Raw genomic sequence first — 17,087 nt, forward strand, 5'->3', positions numbered from 1 at the left:
AATCGATGGTAAGAGCCGTCGTCGCGGTTACCGTAAGCCCGTTCGCAAATACCGTGGTCGTCGCGCGAAGCAAGAGCAAGATAACGTTCAAGGAAACGTTCAAAGTGGTGCGGCTGATTTTGAATCAGAAAACAGACAAGATGCTAGCAACCGCAACAACCAAAGACAAAGAAATCGTCGCTAATTACTACTAATTAGATTGACTTGAACGTCGTATTAACCGGCGTTGCACTCAACGATACAAGCAACGCCCAATAAATAACCAACAAACAAAAAGTTCGATATCACATAACACACAAAGGTCTACAAAAATGAAAAGAGTAATTGCTTTCGGTCTTTTAGCTGCTAGTTTAATTGTTGCTCCTAGTGCAGCATTTGCAGACAGACAAAGTCAAACCAACGATCAGTTTAACGAGCAGAACGGTGCTGCAACTGATGGTAGCTTCAACCAGCAAAACGCTGAGAACGTTAGCAACCAAAGACAAGTAATCGATGGTAAGAGCCGTCGTCGCGGTTACCGTAAGCCCGCTCGCAAATACCGTGGTCGTCGCGCGAAGCAAGAGCAAGATAACGTTCAAGGAAACGTTCAAAGTGGTGCGGCTGATTTTGAATCAGAAAACAGACAAGATGCTAGCAACCGCAACAACCAAAGACAAAGAAATCGTCGCTAATTCTGACTTAGACTAGCTGAAACGTCATATTAACTGGCGTTGCAATCAACGATACAAGCAACGCCCAATAAATAACCAACAAACAAAAAGTTCGATATCACACAACACACAAAGGTCTACAAAAATGAAAAGAGTAATTGCTTTCGGTCTTTTAGCTGCTAGTTTAATTGTTGCTCCTAGTGCAGCATTTGCAGACAGACAAAGTCAAACTAACGATCAGTTTAACGAGCAAAACGGTGCTGCAACTGATGGTAGCTTCAACGAGCAAAACGCTGAGAACGTTAACAACCAAAGACAAGTAATCGATGGTAAGAGCCGTCGTCGCGGTTACCGTAAGCCCGCTCGCAAATACCGTGGTCGTCGCGCGAAGCAAGAGCAAGATAACGTTCAAGGAAACGTTCAAAGTGGTGCGGCTGATTTTGAATCAGAAAACAGACAAGATGCTAGCAACCGCAACAACCAAAGACAAAGAAATCGTCGCTAATTACTACTAATTAGATTGACTTGAACGTCGTATTAACCGGCGTTGCACTCAACGATACAAGCAACGCCCAACAAATAAAAACTGTTCGATATCACACAACACATAAAGGTCTACAAAAATGAAAAGAGTAATTGCTTTCGGTCTTTTAGCTGCTAGTTTAATTGTTGCTCCTACCGCAGCATTTGCAGATACTCAAAGTCAAACCAGCGATCAGTTTAACGAGCAAAACGGTGCTGCAACTGACGGTAGCTTCAACGAGCAAAACGCTGAAAACGTTAGCAACCAAAGACAAGCAATCGATGGAAAGAATCGCCGTCGCGGTTACCGTAAGCCCGCTCGCAAATACCGTGGTCGTCGCGCGAAGCAAGAGCAAGATAACGTTCAAGGAAACGTTCAAAGTGGTGCGGCTGATTATGAATCAGAAAACAGACAAGATGCTAGCAACCGCAACAACCAAAGACAAAGAAATCGTCGTTAATTACTACTAACTTATCGGCTTTACTTGCACATTACTAGGCGTTGCGATCTATCAATTGTATAAGCAACGCCATAGTGCTTAAAAATAACGGATAAATCAAGATACCCTAAATTATGCTGAAAAAACCATTTGCTTTGGGTCTAATAGCAGTTGGTTTGATAATTGCTCCCAGTACAGCATTGGCTGATATGGTAATACAAACAAGTCAGCAAAGTAGTGTACGCCGAGATGGCGCTGCTGTTAGTGAAAGTGTCAATAGACAAAGGTCTAAAAGTACTAGTGTCCGAGGTGGATATCGAAGTAACCGTAGAATTGGTACTTCACTTCCTAGATTCTGTTTACCTTACAGAACCAAACAAAACAGAACTAAACAACTAAATCCTAACGCGGTAAAAACGCAAAGTGGCGTTTATCTGAGTAACTTACCAAGCAAGCAAAAAACCAGCATGACCCAGCGACAAGTACGAAAAACTCACGCTGCTTTGTGCCGTAAGTTACCTCAATAAATGGAAAATTAACAAACCTGAAAGTTGAAGAACCTAAAAACTAAATAATCTCAAAACTAAATAATTTGGTTCACCTAGGTCATAAAATCAAAATTTTTTATTTTTACACCTAGGGAGTACCAAAGGGGAATGCTAAAGTTTCCAATCCCCAATTCACCCTACAACAATTATCAGGTCTATAAAAATGTTAAAGAAAGCTTACATATTCAGCTTGTTAGCAGCTAGTTTGATTTTAATGCCAACTGTTGCTTTTGCAGAACAAGAAGTCATACAAGAAATCAATCAAAGCGGTACTGCAAGCGATAACAGCAGAGTTAGATTGAGAGGATATCAAAGAAGCACTCAACGTCAATCAAGGAAAGGTCGTAGATGTGCTTCTGATAGGCAAGACCAATTCTCTAGACAACGCATTAACCAACGTGGTGTTGCAGAAGATGATAGCACTGTAGAGCAAAATGCACGTCAAATCAGCGATCAACGCCAAAAAATCAGAAGAGGTCGATTTGACAGGTGCGATTAACCGGTAATTGAGTACAAACACTTATATAACCTAGGATTTTATATCTTCGGCTAACCCCCAAAATGCACCCAAACTCCAGCAACTAACTGTATTCATAAAGTCGAATATTGCAGTTAATGATTTCTTTAAGCAAAAACTGACAAAATAAGTTAAATAGCTCCTATTACTTTAATTTCATAGCTTAGAGACAATCAGTTGATGGAAGTTTTGCCGGTTTTCTTCACTTGCGAAGCACACAATTTAAGCGACAAGTTGTAACGTATAAATTGTAAAGTACAAAATCGGTTTTTTGAAAAAGAGAGGGACCAAGCCATGCCAGTTAAAAATATAGTCTCAATCATCGCACTCTCTGCAGTTATGTTATTACCTGCCGGAATTGCCACAGCAGGTAGCGTCAGAATCAATAGCAGTAGTGGTAGTCGGGTCAGAGTTTATCGAAATGGCGGCGTTAAGATCAAAAGTGGTAGTGGAAGAGTCGTCAGAGTTCGCCCAAGAACTTATAGACAAAGGCGCTTACTAAGAAATCGAGCTTACAGACGAAGCTTAGGAAGAAGGTATAGCCCTTACTCTCGTACTTATCGCAAGTATCCTGTCAATCGTAAAACTTGGAATTCTAGATGTACTGGTAAAACCTATCAACGTACTGTCAGGAGTAGATCTGGCTCTAACAGCTCTTATAGCTATTCACGTACAACATCTTGTCAATAGTTAAAAAGGATACAATCATGAACCTCAAATTACTTTCTTTAGGTTTGTTTTCAGCTTCTGCAATTTCTCCTTTCTTTATTCCTGCTTTCACACCTTCAGCAATGGCTTGTACCACCGTCGATATCGGTGTTCAGGTTGCAAGGGAACGCAAGCGCGGAGTACAGGAAAATAACGTAAGTCAAGACATCGATCGCGATTGTGATGGCGGTACTGTTGTCAACCGATCTGTACAAAAGTGTAGATCTGAAAGATGCATTCAACGCCGAAATAGCGAACAAAGAATTGAAGCGGGCGATCGCGGTCGTCGTTCTAAGATCAAAAGACCACGCGTCCGAGTAAAAGTACCCGTTCAAGTGCGCATACAAGAACCCAAAAGACCCTTTGAAGATTAAGTACGAGTAAAACTACTTTCCTCATTGGTTGCATGTTAGAGATTCCAACTCTCCGAGGTTCCCATCAGGGGGAACTTCGGCTTAGTTAGTGTCAGAGGTGATATCTACCTTTACTTTTGTGCCCAAACCTCAGCTTAATTTCAGCTTATGAATGATTTGCAAAATTAAAGGTAGAAATTTGTCTAAAATCAATTTAATCCAAACTGTTCCAGCATATTCGGGCACTTGAATATTAGAAAGTAACTTCAATTAAGCAATTTGGTTTAGAAGTTAGACGATAAAATATTATTGTTCAAGCTTAGTTAATATTGCTACGGCCAATAAAACTTAATTAATGTTCACCAATATATCTAAAACACTTAGCTACTATATTTCTTATAAGGTGAATTGATATTTTATAGAATTGAGATTTTATAGAATTAAGATTTTATAATTGTAAGTAAGAACACTATTATTCTATTAGTCCCATCTGATTTCGGTCGTATCTAAGCTCTTTATTGGGCCCATATTAATTCAGGCTTAAGTCCTGATATATGACGACGGAAAAGTAATATATCGAACATGTCGTCACTTGCCTACTGTCATGAAAAAAATACTATTTTTAACATCTTTTATCGTATTAATGGCTACTCTTACTCAAGGTTGTGCCCAAAGTAATGCTCGTTCAAACCAACCAGCAGTAGGTGAAGAACCTGTAGTTCAATCCCAAAGTAGTAGTAATAAACAAGAGTCAGTCACATCACAAAATAATAATAGTCAAGAAGCTGTAGGTATTTCTCAAAGCAGTAACAACAAACAAGAATCAGTAACCTCGCAAAATAATAATAATCAAGAAACTTCAGATAGTTCCCAAATTAGTACTAATAAACAAGAGTCAGTAAGTCAATCAAAAAATAATAACAATAATCAAACACTTGTCGCTCAATCTCCAAGTAATCGCAATATGAATATTTCTAGAAGTTCGAGCAAAAGCATACAAAGTTCAAGTAGCTCTTCTGGATACACTAGCCAAAGTTCGAGTAGTTATTCTAGTTCTTCTGGGTATCAAAGTAGTAGTCTTACCCTAAGTAAAGCGAATTTAAGTGAGCCACATATCTTGAGTGTCACAACTTCAGGTAAAAGACTAACTGGCAAAGTTGTTGTTAACGGTAAATTTGTCAAAAAACTTTATGGGAATAAGGTTGAGTTCGACCTATCACCACATCTATCTGTTGGTAAAAATACAGTAGAAATTGATGCGCGTTACGCACCTACATCATCAACTGTAGATGTAGAAGTAAATGGTCCAGAAACCAGTGTTAGTCAACAAAATAGTGGTAATGGAGTTGTGAATTCTAACATCGATATTATGGTTCGATAGGTTCGCAATCAAAGCAAATCGCAAGTAAATATGTACGTATATATATTTATTTGTAAACAATTCATTCAATACTGTACCAGTTAATTCGCACCAGTTAATCTGTCGGTTAACTGGTTTATACTTAGAAATTATTTGACGAGTCTGGAAGTTGAAATAAATCAGGCTATTTGAAGGTGTGTGAGACTCGAAGGTACTGGAAGAAAGAATATTACTGACATTTTTTCAGACAAACATTAATCATATAGACCTATTAAAGGCTTATTAAAGTACCATGTTGTTTTCAAACAATAAATAAAAAAATATACTCCTAAAGGTATGATTTTGGGAATATATTTTAAGAATATATGTTTGATGTTTTTGAAGTCTTTATTTGAAACCTTTGTATTATCAGAATTTTAATTTTATCAAGATTTTAGTTTGCTGATTTAGAACTAGCATTTTTTATTGTTGGTGATTTGAATTTTTATTCAGTTTTAGATTGGATGGATGTGTGTCGATCGCCTGGTATTTCCAGAAGAGAAAGAAAATTGATTTTCTAAATGAGCACGTACTCTGAATTCAGCCACAGACCATATCCATAACTGATTGGGAGTTTGAGCAAAATCATCATAGTTATGGGTAACAATTGCATCTAATTGTTGAGAACTGACACAGGTTAACTCCACAGCAGATTCAAAATCTTTTAAAGGAGATGTCCGTGCTTCTCGTAGTATGGCTCTATCGACATTACATACTTGAACTTTGTCTTTTAACCAAGCAGCTACAACATCTGTAATATTTTTATTTTGTAAGCACCTGACATAGGTAGATATTTTTTGCCAACCAATATCTGTGATATACATTTGAATCAATGGATTTACCCTGTCTAATAAATCGCTGATATCTTCGATGAATCCCTCACGATTCATCAACATTTCTAATACTAAGTCAGCATCTACTAGAATTTTAATCATTTTTCAACCCTTTCGATTGATCGATTAACAAAGCCTATGGAAGTTGTAAAATAAAGAGCTTTTCTAAAGATAAAGCAGTAAATATAGTCAATTAAAAGACACATTTTGCTTCTATCCATTGACGTTAAACTAACTCTTGCACTCCTCCTCAAAGCTTCATTTATAGCCAACTGTACTTTTCACCTATGAAGAACACATTTATATACAATACAAATTCAGGATATTTCTGAATTATGCTTCAGAGTTGAGTGATGAATCTATTTAGTCAAATTAGCAGTTTAGTTTATTAATTAGCAAGCTTCATGTTTTATGACGAACTATATACTTTGTAGTTCCTTTGTTGTAGGGATTAAAGCTAACAAGACATGAGTCTATTTAGAGCTATACATTATCACTTAAATTGATTTTTTTTTATAAAAAAATCAAAACTAATCTTGTCTTTTAGTTTTAATTTAAATATATATTCTCACTTCATGGATTCTATCATTGAAGGGGAAAATATAAACTTAATATTTACTAAATATTAGTTATCTTTAAAGCGATTTACGTCGGCATTTTAGCAAAACAAAATACCTTTTAATGTAATTTATTTAAAATTTGTTATTTACTGGTATATTTAGCAACAGCCATTCCTAAATCTGTTTAAAAACTTTCCAGTTACAAGTGCTGATAATAATTAGCAATTATCAATTTCTTAATTATTCTTAATAATCTTTGAGTAGTAAATAATATAGTTGACCATTGCTAACAGTAACACCGGCGCGATCACCTGCAATTTTACCCATACCTAAAAAATAATCGACTCTACCTGCACCTTTAATTGCACCACCTGCATCTTGATCGAGAACATAACGACTAACAACACGAGATTCCAGATCGCCGCTACTGTTGATAAAGGGAAAATTAGAACGAATTATTGCCAAAGCTCCAGGAGGCATGAGAGACTTATCAGTAGCAATCGAACGTTCTGCGGTTAAAGGAACTTGAATTGAACCTTGAGCAGGAGCACCAAAATTTTCTTGGAAAAAGACAAAGCTGGGATCCCGTGGAATATATACATCTAATTTTTCTGGGTTTTTTTGAAAGTAATCCAAAATAACTGGCATGGTTATACTTTCCACAGGAAATATACCATCGTTAGCTAACTCCCGTCCAATACTTTTGTAATTATGGGCTACATTACCTGCGTAACCCACAGTAGTTTGACTTCCATCTAGAAACTGAAGACGTCCCGAACCTTGAATTTGGATCATATATGGTTCGAGGCGATCGCGAAACCAAAATAATTCTAGACCCCGTAATTTTCCCTTTGTACCTTGTAAACCATCAATTCCTTCCAATTCTCGGCGTTGAGGATGGGGTCTTGGCCATCGATTCAAATCTGGTGGTAACCTATAAATTGGGTAGCGGTATTCTGCTGTGGGAACCCTACTAGCAGCATATAGAGGTTCGTAGTAAGCTGTAAACAATACAGAACCTTTACCATCTTTCCCCAGTGACTGATAAAAATTAAACTCCCGAGCAACAGTTCTATTTAATTCATATACAGAATTGGAAGCAAGTAATATTTGTCGAAATCTTTGTAAGCTTTTGATCACACGAGCCCGCGTAATTGTACTATTTTCATATCTGCGATAAGCAATTTGAGCACTTCTTGTTTGCAAGTACCCCAAACTTTGTGCGATGGAATTTAAAAGTGCTTCTTTATCAGAATTTTGACCCCATATCTGCTTATCCACACAAGATAGGTCGCCCTTACAACAGGGAAACAAAGGTTTTTCTTTCAACACTAATGCTGAAGATTTGGGCTTCTGGTTTAGCTTTTGGGTAGATTTTTTCGCAGTTATATCCTGTTTTTCAACTTGAGATGATGGAGGTATTTGCCATCTTTGCAACCTACATTGTAAAGCAGCAAGTTTTGGCTTTGCCAAGGGTTGCATTTGTACCAACAAAAACAATACTGATATAGAAACAACTATCGGTATGACTGTTTTGAAGTTTCTCCCGATCCAAACCACAAAAATAATTCCCAAAAGTTACATAACTTTTATAGAGATTAGCTTGCAATTTTATACATGTATTTAACTTTCTGTTAGTTTTTACTTTTCTTAACAATTTATTTGTCAAGGTGCTAATCTAGCTTTACCAGAACGATGTTTTTCATACCATTGTGCGATCGCAGGAGCCCATTCTTCAAAGTGAATCCACATTAATTCACAAAGTTTTTGAATTTCTAATTGAGCATCCTTCTTATTTCTTAAATCTAGAAAATGTAATAAAGATCTTAAATTAAAACTAACCACAAAATGCTGGCGGTAATCAAAAGGCATTTTACCTCGTGCATGTTCCTCAGACATTCCCCCTTCAAAATCAGCTTGATAGCGCTTGACTGCTTCCATACACCATTTTAGGTCAGCTTCCCTAGCTTCAGGAGAATAATAATATTTTTTACCTTGACGATTAGTGTAATGATCTACAGGACGCAGGTAGAAAACATCTTCAATATCTTTTTTACCTTCTATAACTTCAATAAACTGGTTACCCGTGTAGCGGAAAGAGTTATGCACAACTAGACCATTTGCAACGAAATTATGCCATTCCCCTTCTACTTCAAGATCATAGGTCATTTGCTCCCCTAAATATTCCACTTTTAAGACTTTTACAGGATGAGCTTTAAGTTTTTTACCAATTGGTTTGGGTTTTGTTTGCCAATCTTTAACTTCTAGAGTAGGTTCATAAGCTTGAGCAAATTCAATTTCCTTATGATTTTTATGGATATATTCATGACACTTTTTGCATAAAGTTACTAGATTGTCAAATGAATAAGCGTAGGATTCATCAGCAAAAACTGGAATTAAATGATGAGCATGGAGAATACCACCGCGATTCTGACATTTTTGACAAATGTAATTAAACTTTTTATGGACCTGTGGCGCAATTTCTCTTGTCCAAGCTCCTATCATCTCTCGTTCTGTTGATGTACCTCCTCTCCAGAAATTAGATTCTTCTCCTCTTTTTGTATATTTTTTAGAATTTTCTATTCTTCTCTTACGGCTTTCTTTTGATAAATTTAACTTGTAACCACTTTTACCTTTATTCCAAGGAGTTTTTGTGCCAGGTAGCCTTCTGTTTAGGAATAATCCGTAAGCATAAACCCATTTTTTAATTGCTTCTATTGAACAGTCAGCTAAATCAGCGATTTCATCTACGTGGAGTCCTTTGTTTAGTTGTTTTTCTAACCAAGCCTTATTATGGTAAGGTGCATTAGGGTTATAATTCCAAGGCTTTTGTCCTTTTGTAAATTTAGAATCTTGTTTGTTTAAAGATAGTCCATAGCGATCAGCCCATCTTTTAACAGTATTGATAGAACATTCAGATAACTGTGCAATTTCTATTGTAGAAAGTCCTTTGATAACTTGAGATTGAAGCCATTCTTTATTTCTGTAGAGTTTTTCTTCGACAACAGGCTGACCATTACACATTAAAGATATTGGCTTAGTAGTTTTGATGACACGACCACTAGAATCAGTTACTAAACCTACGGCATCTCCCATAGTTTGCCAACCTTTAGTAGTTAACAAGCGATGATTAACCGTACATTCTAATGTTTTGCCATTTTCTAAAGTTAAACGATAAGTGGGCTGAATTCCACTACACATTACATCTTTAATTGAACCCGTCGTAAATAATCCCGTCTCTTCGTTTAAAACTCTCAATCGCATTTTGCTAATTCTGTTTTTGCAGTCACGGCGATATTCACCTCTTGGTTCCCCATTTCTACCTCGAATTGACCTTTGACGAATTGCTTTTTCTCCATTTGTCCAAAGATCGTATAACTCACCAATTGTTTTTTTAAGCTTTTGGTTTGTTTCCCCTTGAATATTAACGAAGGTAATTTTTGTATCTGCAGCTAAACACTGCACATCAAAAGAAACACCGACCCGATGAGTCCGAGCCTGTTGCATGACGCTGTGGGGGAAATAACCACAATTAAATACAATTTGAGGATGTTCTAAAGGTCCATAATGACCGCGTTCCCCTGCTAAAAGTCTTTTAACGATTAATTCGCCACATTTTGATTCCGAGGGAAATCTATCTAACTCATCGAACACAAAATTGTCAGTATAGTCTTGATGCATGGCGGCGTAAACCACCTGTTGCGGGTTGGGTGTTTTGGTGATAACCTCTACTCGGAATCGATGCATTATTTGTGTAAGCTACGCGTAGGTATTGTGATTTAACCCCTGATTATATATATCCTTGAGAATCAACAAACTAAAGTATCTTATTTGGTTACAAAAAATTTAATATTTGTCACAAAATGTGCAAGAATTCTTAATAAACATTTTTTGTATCATCATAAATCTATTTAAAAGCAAGCAGGAAAAAATTATCACCGGGGTCCAGATACTACTATGTGGGGTTTCCAATTTTCCACTCGATAATTTAAGATCCAACACAGAGTAATTTCATAATTCACTCGGTCGCTCAAATTTTTGGGGATCGCTAAACTAATTATTCAGCTACATCTTCCCGTTAACAGCAAACCCATGGCTTTGACAGCTTCAACAATGCTACCCCTCGGCACTACAGCACCAGATTTTAATTTGGTGGAGGTGGAATCTGAAAAGCAAATTTCACTGGCAAATTTCTCTGGCAAAAAAGCATTATTAGTAATGTTTATTTGTTGTCACTGCCCATTCGTCAAACACGTACAAACTGAATTGGCAAAAATCGGCAAAGATTATTCTCAAACTGATTTGGGAATCATTGCAATTAGTTCTAATGATGTAAAAAATTATCCCGATGATGCACCTGATAAGTTGAAGCAAATGGTAACAGAGTTGGGATTTAATTTTCCTCTGTGTTATGACGAAACCCAGGAAGTAGCAAAAGCTTATACTGCAGCCTGCACGCCAGATTTCTTTCTCTTTGATGCAGATCTTAAGTTAGCTTATCGCGGACAACTAGACGATAGCCGTCCTAGTAATGATAAACCCGTAACAGGCGAAGACTTACGTGCTGCTATTGATACAGTACTCTCAGGTAAACCCGTTACAGGAGACCAAAAACCGAGTATTGGTTGCAACATTAAATGGAAACAGGGAAATGAACCAAGTTATTTTGGTTAAAAACAGGGAGCAGGGAACAGAGAACAGGGAACAGTAAGAAAGAATTAGTTTCTTTAGTACTTCACCTGTGCGATTTTCTGCTTCTGTGGAATACTTGATAACTGTTAACTGTCAACTGGGTCAATGTTGGATTTCTAACCTGAGAATATAGGATCCTAATTGGATTTTGCCCGTCCATAATTCATACTCTACCCGCAATCGCTCTGGTAGGGGATGCCCGCTCAAAGTTAAGCTTTTGGTGAAATTGCGCAAACGAATAGGTTGTTGGGGCTGTAATGACTCCGTTGGTAACCAATAGCGACTGATACCATAAATTCCTTTTTCCCAAAAATGGCGATAACTCAACTGACTGTTACCTTGCATCGTCGCAATTACCCGATATGGGGAAATTTCCAACCATAGTAGTCTCGGAGTACTAGGGATCGCAGGCTTGTTTTCATCTGATTGGGTATTTTTGCCTTTTTCTCGCCTACTTTGCTGCTTTTTTTCCAGGTTTTGTAGGGAAGGTGCCGTTAATAATAAGTGAAATCGCTCGCGATCTTTTTGGTACAATGTTCCAGCAGTTTCAACTACTGACGACACTGGGAGGTCGGTTGAAATCAACGATAAGCAGACTGGTTTGCGTTGGTGGGTCAGCATGGGAGCGAAATAATAATTAAGAGCGATAGACAGTAATTAAAGAATGATGTCGGTATTTTTTGCAAGTCAGGTAAAGCGTTAGGATACTAGCGAGGAAGGTGTAAAGGACAGATACTTTCTGACGAGCACTTCCTTATGTACTCACACGCCAGTTTATCCTAATGTCGGCTTCAGTTATAATTGTAGATACTCAACAGAAATTCCGTCACAAGTTAATTATTCAAAGACCATCTTCTGGATTATCTTTACAAGGACGTATTCGAGTTCCAGGAGATAAATCTATTTCCCATCGCGCTTTAATGTTAGGGGCGATCGCTCAGGGTGAAACCCAAATCCAAGGTTTACTCCTAGGAGAAGATCCCCGTAGCACAGCTAGCTGTTTCCAAGCAATGGGGGCAGAAATTTCCGAATTAAATGCGGACTTAGTAAAAGTTAAAGGTATTGGTTTGGGAAATTTACAAGAACCTCCTGATGTCTTAAATGCTGGTAATTCCGGTACGACTTTACGGCTGATGTTGGGACTACTTGCATCTCATCAAGGACGTTTTTTTACCGTCACCGGCGATAGTTCTTTGCGATCGCGTCCCATGTCTCGTGTTGTTAAGCCTTTGCAACAAATGGGGGCACAAATTTGGGGTAGAAAAAATGCTTCCATCGCACCACTGGCTATCCAAGGACAATCTCTCAAAGCAACTCACTATCATTCACCCATTGCTTCCGCCCAAGTAAAATCCTGTGTTTTGCTTGCTGGTTTAATGACAGAGGGAAAAACTACGGTTACGGAACCAGCACTTTCGCGAGACCATAGCGAGCGGATGCTTAAGGCTTTTGGTGCCAAACTAGATACTGATTCGGATACCAATAGTGTCACAATTACAGGTGGAATTCAACTGTACGGACAAAATGTGATTGTACCGGGAGATATAAGTTCGGCGGCATTTTGGTTAGTAGCTGCAGCAATTGTACCAGATTCCGAGTTGACCATCGAAAATGTTGGTGTAAATCCTACTCGTACTGGTATTTTAGAAGCCTTAGAAATGATGGGGGCAGATATCGTTAGGGAAAACCAACGGGAGGTTGCAGGGGAACCGGTTGCTGATTTGCGGGTACGTTCTAGCAAGTTAAAAAGTTGTACCATCGCTGGCGATATTATACCAAGAATGATTGATGAAATTCCCATTTTGGCTGTTGCTGCTGCATTTGCCGAAGGTACAACTGTAATTAAAGATGCTGCCGAGCTTAGAGTCAAAGAAAGCGATCGCATTGCTGTTATGACTCAGCAATTAAACAAAATGGGGGCTAAAGTTACAGAATTACCTGATGGGATGGAGATTACAGGTGGTACACCCCTAACTGGTGTAGATTTGGACAGTTTTACGGATCATCGAATTGCCATGAGTTTGGCGATCGCAGCTCTGAATGCTTCTGGTACTACTAATATAGATCGGGCCGAAGCTGCAAGTATTTCCTATCCAGATTTCTTTGATACCCTTAAGGGAATTATTTGTTCGTAGTATAAAATTTCATATTGATTGCGTGGCTGAGTGTATTTTTGGATCTAGAGTTCATTGCATCATCACTATCTGCGGATACATGAGGCATTTATAAAGAATATTTTAAGAAATATAGAACGGAGAACAAGATTCTTCGTTTTTTTGTATAGCTCATACAAATTGAAATCTAAACTCTACGAGTTGATAGCTGGCTATTATTATGTTTTCTGCTAATTTTTAAGTGAGAGGTGAGTACTATGAATCCATCCCTGACCTTATTAAATTTATTTGCAGGCTAATTCTTGTTAATCAACTGAATCGCTGGAAATTTCAAAATTTCATAAATTTCAATGAGCGACCAGTATTAATGAATAGCAATCAATCAAAGATTGAATTTTTCACAATAATTCAAGTGAGGAGTCAATATCATGAATCCATTCTTAGTCAAAGATATTATTCCAGGAAGCCAATCTTCCAACCCAACTTTATTGGGTGCGGTCGATGATAAATTACTTTTTGCAACTCCTTCAAAACTATGGAGAACTGACGGTACACAAGCAGGTACAGTTTTAATAGGCGATGATTTGGGTCCTCTACCCGAATTTCCATTTTTTCTTAGGGGTCCTGCAACCAGTTCTGGTGGTAATCTCTTTTTTCTTGCGCAAGCACCAGAATCTAGCGCTGCTGTTTTAATAAAAAGTGACGGTACAGCAGAAGGTACCTCTGATATTTTTAGTTTTGATCAGATAACGGGAGCAAGCTTCGGTGAACTGACCGATGTCAATGGAACCTTATTTGCTGCATCGTTTGAAGGCGATTTTGGTCCCGAAGGAAGATTGGTTAAATTTGATGACAGCACTTTTGAGCTAATTGTAGTCAAAGGTGATTTTGGCAGATCTGGTTTTCTCGGAAATTTCACTAGCGTCAACGATAGGCTTTATTTCAGCGCTAATGACAGTTCAACTGGAGAGCAGCAAACTGGTAGGGAATTATGGAAGAGCGACGGTACCAATGCCGGTACAGTAGAAGTTAAAGATATTAATCCCGGTAATAATGGTTCCAACCCAGAAAATCTCACTGATGTCAACGGTACCCTGTATTTCACTGCTGATGACGGTAGCAACGGTAGAGAATTATGGAAGAGTGATGGTACTCAAGACGGTACTGTTTTAGTCAAAGATATTTTCTCTGGTAGTGGAAGTTCTAACGCCAATAACTTGACACAAGTTAATGGTCAATTATTTTTTACTGCTGACAATGGCAATGATGGTACTGAATTATGGAAGAGTGATGGAACCGAAGACGGTACGGTCCTAGTTAAAGATATTATTGCTGGAAATGGCTCTTCTAATCCAGATAAACTTACTAACGTTAACGGTACTCTGTTTTTTGCTGCAAACAACGGTAGTGATGGAATAGAACTTTGGAAAAGTGACGGTACAGAGTCAGGTACGGTTTTAGTTAAAGATATTCGTTCTGGTGGTGAAGGTTCTTCTCTAAATAATTTTACTAACGTTGATGGTACCCTTTATTTCACAGCCAACGATGGTATCAATGGTACTGAATTATGGAAGAGTGACGGTACAGCCGAAGGTACGGTTCTAGTAGAAGATATTCGCCCTGGTAGTGAAGGTTCTAATCCAACCCAACTGACCAAGGTTGATGATAAGCTCTACTTTAGTGCCGATGATGGTGTTAGTGGTAGAGAAGTATGGGCTGTTGATACCAAAGATAAAGATCCAAACGACGTTACCTTCAGCGTTTCCGATAACAAACCCAGTGACTTCAATAATGTTCCCGGACTACCAAAACAAGTAACCATAATTCCCGGTGAAACAGGTGACATTGAACTACCCACAGACTTCGATTCTCAAAAGTTTGAATCAATAGTTGCTATTGATGGTGCAAATGGTACCGGTGGTTCTGCTACTGGTGGTCCCGACTTTCCTGCTGGTAGCGCAGTATTGCGCGATGCTAACAAGGGTCGCGATAATAATTGGGATTTYTCYRARATCGAWCTCAAAAATATTGCATACATYAAYGGTCGYGGTGGAAACGATAGAATCATYGGCTCTGAAGGTGGAGACAATATTTTTGGTGGTGCTGATGGAGACAACCTACGAGGTAATAAAGGAGACGATACCATCGAAGGTGGTACCGGTGATGATGTAATTAGGGGTCAAGCTGGTAATGACTTACTTTTAGGAGAAACTAGCGCTAATCCCACCGAAAACGATGACGATATTCTCATTGGTGGTGCTGGTAATGATATTCTCGACGGTCAAAATGGTGACGATGTCTTAATTGGTGGTGCTGGTCAAGATAAATTTGTGCTTTCTGGCGACTTCGATCGCGATACTATTGTTGACTTTGTATTAGATCAGGATGAAATTATCAACACTAGCGATCGCAGCGTGAAAGATGTGGTCTTGGGAAGTGATAGCGATAGTTTCAATGTGAGTTTCAACGGTTCTATTGATATTGTGACCGTTAACGTCAACGGTAATAACCAAGGAGAATTGCAAAACTATTTGCTTAGTCTTGGTAGTAATGAAGCTTTACCTTATTAAGCTCATTTGCAAGCTAATCCTAGTTAACCATTCTGATTGCTGGAAATTTCATAAATTTTAAGCAGCAAACAGTATTAATGAATAGCAATCAATCAAACATTGTATTTTTCACAATACTTCAAGTGAGGAGTGAATATTATGAGTGCATTCTTAGTCAAAGATATTATTCCTGGGAATAACATTAGGAACCCAGTATTACTAGGTAACATGGATGGTGAACTACTTTTTGCTACAGCAGAGGATAGCGGACAAGCGACTCCAAAACTATGGAGAACTGATGGGACAGAAGCAGGTACAGTTTTAGTAAAGGATGATCTTGGCATTTCTTTCCCAACTTCTCCTAGAGGTCCCGTAATAAGTTCTGGTAGTAACTTTTTCTTTTTCCTGCGACCAGAGGTTGGAACTACCTTTTTATATAAAACTGACGGTACAGCAGAAGGAAGTTTCAGTATTTTTGGTTTCGATGGGAGGAGTGCACAAAGCTTTGGTGAAGTAACCGATGTCAATGGTACCGTGTTTGCTGCATTTGGTAATGTTGCTGAGCCTAGATCTTTTCTTCAAGGAAATTTACTTAAATTTGATCGCACTACTTTCGAGCCGATTACAGTCAAGGATAATTTTGCGAATGGTTCCCCTGCAAATTTAACCAATGTGGATGGTACCCTGTACTTCAGTGCTGCAGAAAATAATAGTGAAGGAGAGATCCAAGATAAGGAATTGTGGAAGAGCGATGGTACCAATGCAGGTACGGTAGAAGTTAAGGATATTAACCCTGGTGACGATTCTTCTAACCCCGAAAATCTTACCGATGTCAACGGTACGCTCTACTTTACAGCCGATGATGGTAGCAACGGTAGAGAATTATGGAAGAGTGATGGTACTCAAGACGGTACTGTTTTAGTCAAAGATATTTTCTCTGGTAGTGGAAGTTCTAACGCCAATAACTTGACACAAGTTAATGGTCAATTATTTTTTACTGCTGACAATGGCAATGATGGTACTGAATTATGGAAGAGTGAYGGWACCGAAGACGGTACGRTCCTAGTTAAAGATATTATTGCTGGAAATGGCTCTTCYAATCCRGATAAACTKACTAACGTTAAYGGTACTCTGTTTTTTGCTGCAAACAACGGTAGTGATGGAATAGAACTTTGGAAAAGTGACGGTACAGAGTCAGGTAC

Annotated in this window: 16 protein-coding genes and 3 pseudogenes; 13 read left to right on the forward strand and 6 right to left on the reverse strand. The window is 38.3% G+C overall.

Features of this window, described 5'->3' with window-relative positions; translation table 11 throughout:
* The 9 genes from BC008_RS49410 to BC008_RS10540 form a co-directional block, all read left to right on the forward strand.
* A partial coding sequence (locus BC008_RS49410) for a hypothetical protein (RefSeq protein WP_161938101.1) occupies positions 1-184 on the forward strand: 184 nt, incomplete at its 5' end.
* Between the two features lie 127 nt (positions 185-311).
* Positions 312-671, forward strand: a complete 360-nt coding sequence (locus BC008_RS10505; RefSeq protein WP_058183506.1) for a hypothetical protein — start codon at positions 312-314, stop codon at positions 669-671.
* A 124-nt stretch (positions 672-795) separates the two neighbouring features.
* Entirely contained in the window at positions 796-1,155 is a 360-nt protein-coding gene (locus BC008_RS10510) for a hypothetical protein (RefSeq protein WP_058183507.1), read from the forward strand.
* Between the two features lie 118 nt (positions 1,156-1,273).
* Positions 1,274-1,633, forward strand: coding sequence for a hypothetical protein (locus BC008_RS10515; RefSeq protein ID WP_058183508.1), 360 nt, complete (start codon positions 1,274-1,276; stop codon positions 1,631-1,633).
* 113 nt (positions 1,634-1,746) lie between these two features.
* Positions 1,747-2,139 (forward strand): hypothetical protein, encoded by a 393-nt coding sequence (locus BC008_RS10520; protein WP_058183509.1) that lies wholly within the window; start codon positions 1,747-1,749, stop codon positions 2,137-2,139.
* 184 nt (positions 2,140-2,323) lie between these two features.
* On the forward strand, positions 2,324-2,659 hold the full coding sequence (locus tag BC008_RS10525; protein WP_027844941.1) for a hypothetical protein: 336 nt from the start codon (positions 2,324-2,326) through the stop codon (positions 2,657-2,659).
* A gap of 312 nt (positions 2,660-2,971) precedes the next feature.
* Positions 2,972-3,367, forward strand: coding sequence for a hypothetical protein (locus BC008_RS10530; RefSeq protein ID WP_058183510.1), 396 nt, complete (start codon positions 2,972-2,974; stop codon positions 3,365-3,367).
* 17 nt (positions 3,368-3,384) lie between these two features.
* A complete protein-coding gene (locus BC008_RS10535) occupies positions 3,385-3,759 on the forward strand; it encodes a hypothetical protein (RefSeq protein ID WP_058183511.1) in 375 nt (124 codons plus the stop codon).
* Between the two features lie 622 nt (positions 3,760-4,381).
* Positions 4,382-5,119, forward strand: a complete 738-nt coding sequence (locus tag BC008_RS10540; RefSeq protein ID WP_058183512.1) for a hypothetical protein — start codon at positions 4,382-4,384, stop codon at positions 5,117-5,119.
* 473 nt (positions 5,120-5,592) lie between these two features.
* Here the strand turns inward: BC008_RS10540 and BC008_RS10545 are convergent, their stop codons facing one another.
* From BC008_RS10545 to BC008_RS52450, 5 genes and pseudogenes are all read right to left on the reverse strand, one after another.
* The gene (locus BC008_RS10545; protein WP_058183513.1) at positions 5,593-6,072 is read right to left on the reverse strand and encodes a PIN domain-containing protein; all 480 of its coding nucleotides are present in this window, start codon (positions 6,070-6,072) and stop codon (positions 5,593-5,595) included.
* Between the two features lie 704 nt (positions 6,073-6,776).
* Positions 6,777-8,012, reverse strand: a complete 1,236-nt coding sequence (gene mltA, locus BC008_RS10550) for a murein transglycosylase A (RefSeq protein WP_036266798.1) — start codon at positions 8,010-8,012, stop codon at positions 6,777-6,779.
* A 183-nt stretch (positions 8,013-8,195) separates the two neighbouring features.
* Positions 8,196-8,630, reverse strand: a pseudogene (gene thyX / locus BC008_RS52440) (FAD-dependent thymidylate synthase); the annotation flags it as partial.
* Positions 8,631-8,633: 3 nt separating this feature from the next.
* Positions 8,634-9,995: pseudogene (locus tag BC008_RS52445) on the reverse strand (HNH endonuclease); the annotation flags it as partial.
* A pseudogene (locus BC008_RS52450) lies at positions 9,990-10,277 on the reverse strand (FAD-dependent thymidylate synthase); the annotation flags it as partial. The pseudogenes BC008_RS52450 and BC008_RS52445, both read right to left, overlap by 6 nt.
* Positions 10,278-10,622: 345 nt before the next feature.
* On the opposite strand from BC008_RS52450, the gene BC008_RS10560 reads away from it, so the two are divergent.
* Positions 10,623-11,204, forward strand: a complete 582-nt coding sequence (locus BC008_RS10560) for a thioredoxin family protein (RefSeq protein WP_027844939.1) — start codon at positions 10,623-10,625, stop codon at positions 11,202-11,204.
* A 120-nt stretch (positions 11,205-11,324) separates the two neighbouring features.
* Here BC008_RS10560 and BC008_RS10565 read toward each other — a convergent pair whose 3' ends face one another.
* The gene (locus BC008_RS10565; protein WP_058183514.1) at positions 11,325-11,843 is read right to left on the reverse strand and encodes a hypothetical protein; all 519 of its coding nucleotides are present in this window, start codon (positions 11,841-11,843) and stop codon (positions 11,325-11,327) included.
* Positions 11,844-12,004: 161 nt separating this feature from the next.
* Here BC008_RS10565 and aroA point away from each other — a divergent pair, with 161 nt between their 5' ends.
* From aroA to BC008_RS10580, 3 genes are all read left to right on the forward strand, one after another.
* Positions 12,005-13,357, forward strand: coding sequence for a 3-phosphoshikimate 1-carboxyvinyltransferase (aroA, locus tag BC008_RS10570; protein WP_027844938.1), 1,353 nt, complete (start codon positions 12,005-12,007; stop codon positions 13,355-13,357).
* Positions 13,358-13,764: 407 nt separating this feature from the next.
* Positions 13,765-15,906 carry an ELWxxDGT repeat protein gene (locus BC008_RS10575; RefSeq protein WP_058183515.1) on the forward strand — a complete coding sequence of 714 codons (2,142 nt, stop codon included), beginning with the start codon at positions 13,765-13,767 and terminating at the stop codon, positions 15,904-15,906.
* Between the two features lie 138 nt (positions 15,907-16,044).
* On the forward strand, positions 16,045-17,087 hold a 1,043-nt coding region (locus tag BC008_RS10580), incomplete at its 3' end, for an ELWxxDGT repeat protein (protein ID WP_321170075.1).

The sequence above is a fragment of the Mastigocoleus testarum BC008 genome, assembly GCF_001456025.1.
In the GTDB taxonomy this organism is placed as follows: domain Bacteria; phylum Cyanobacteriota; class Cyanobacteriia; order Cyanobacteriales; family Nostocaceae; genus Mastigocoleus; species Mastigocoleus testarum.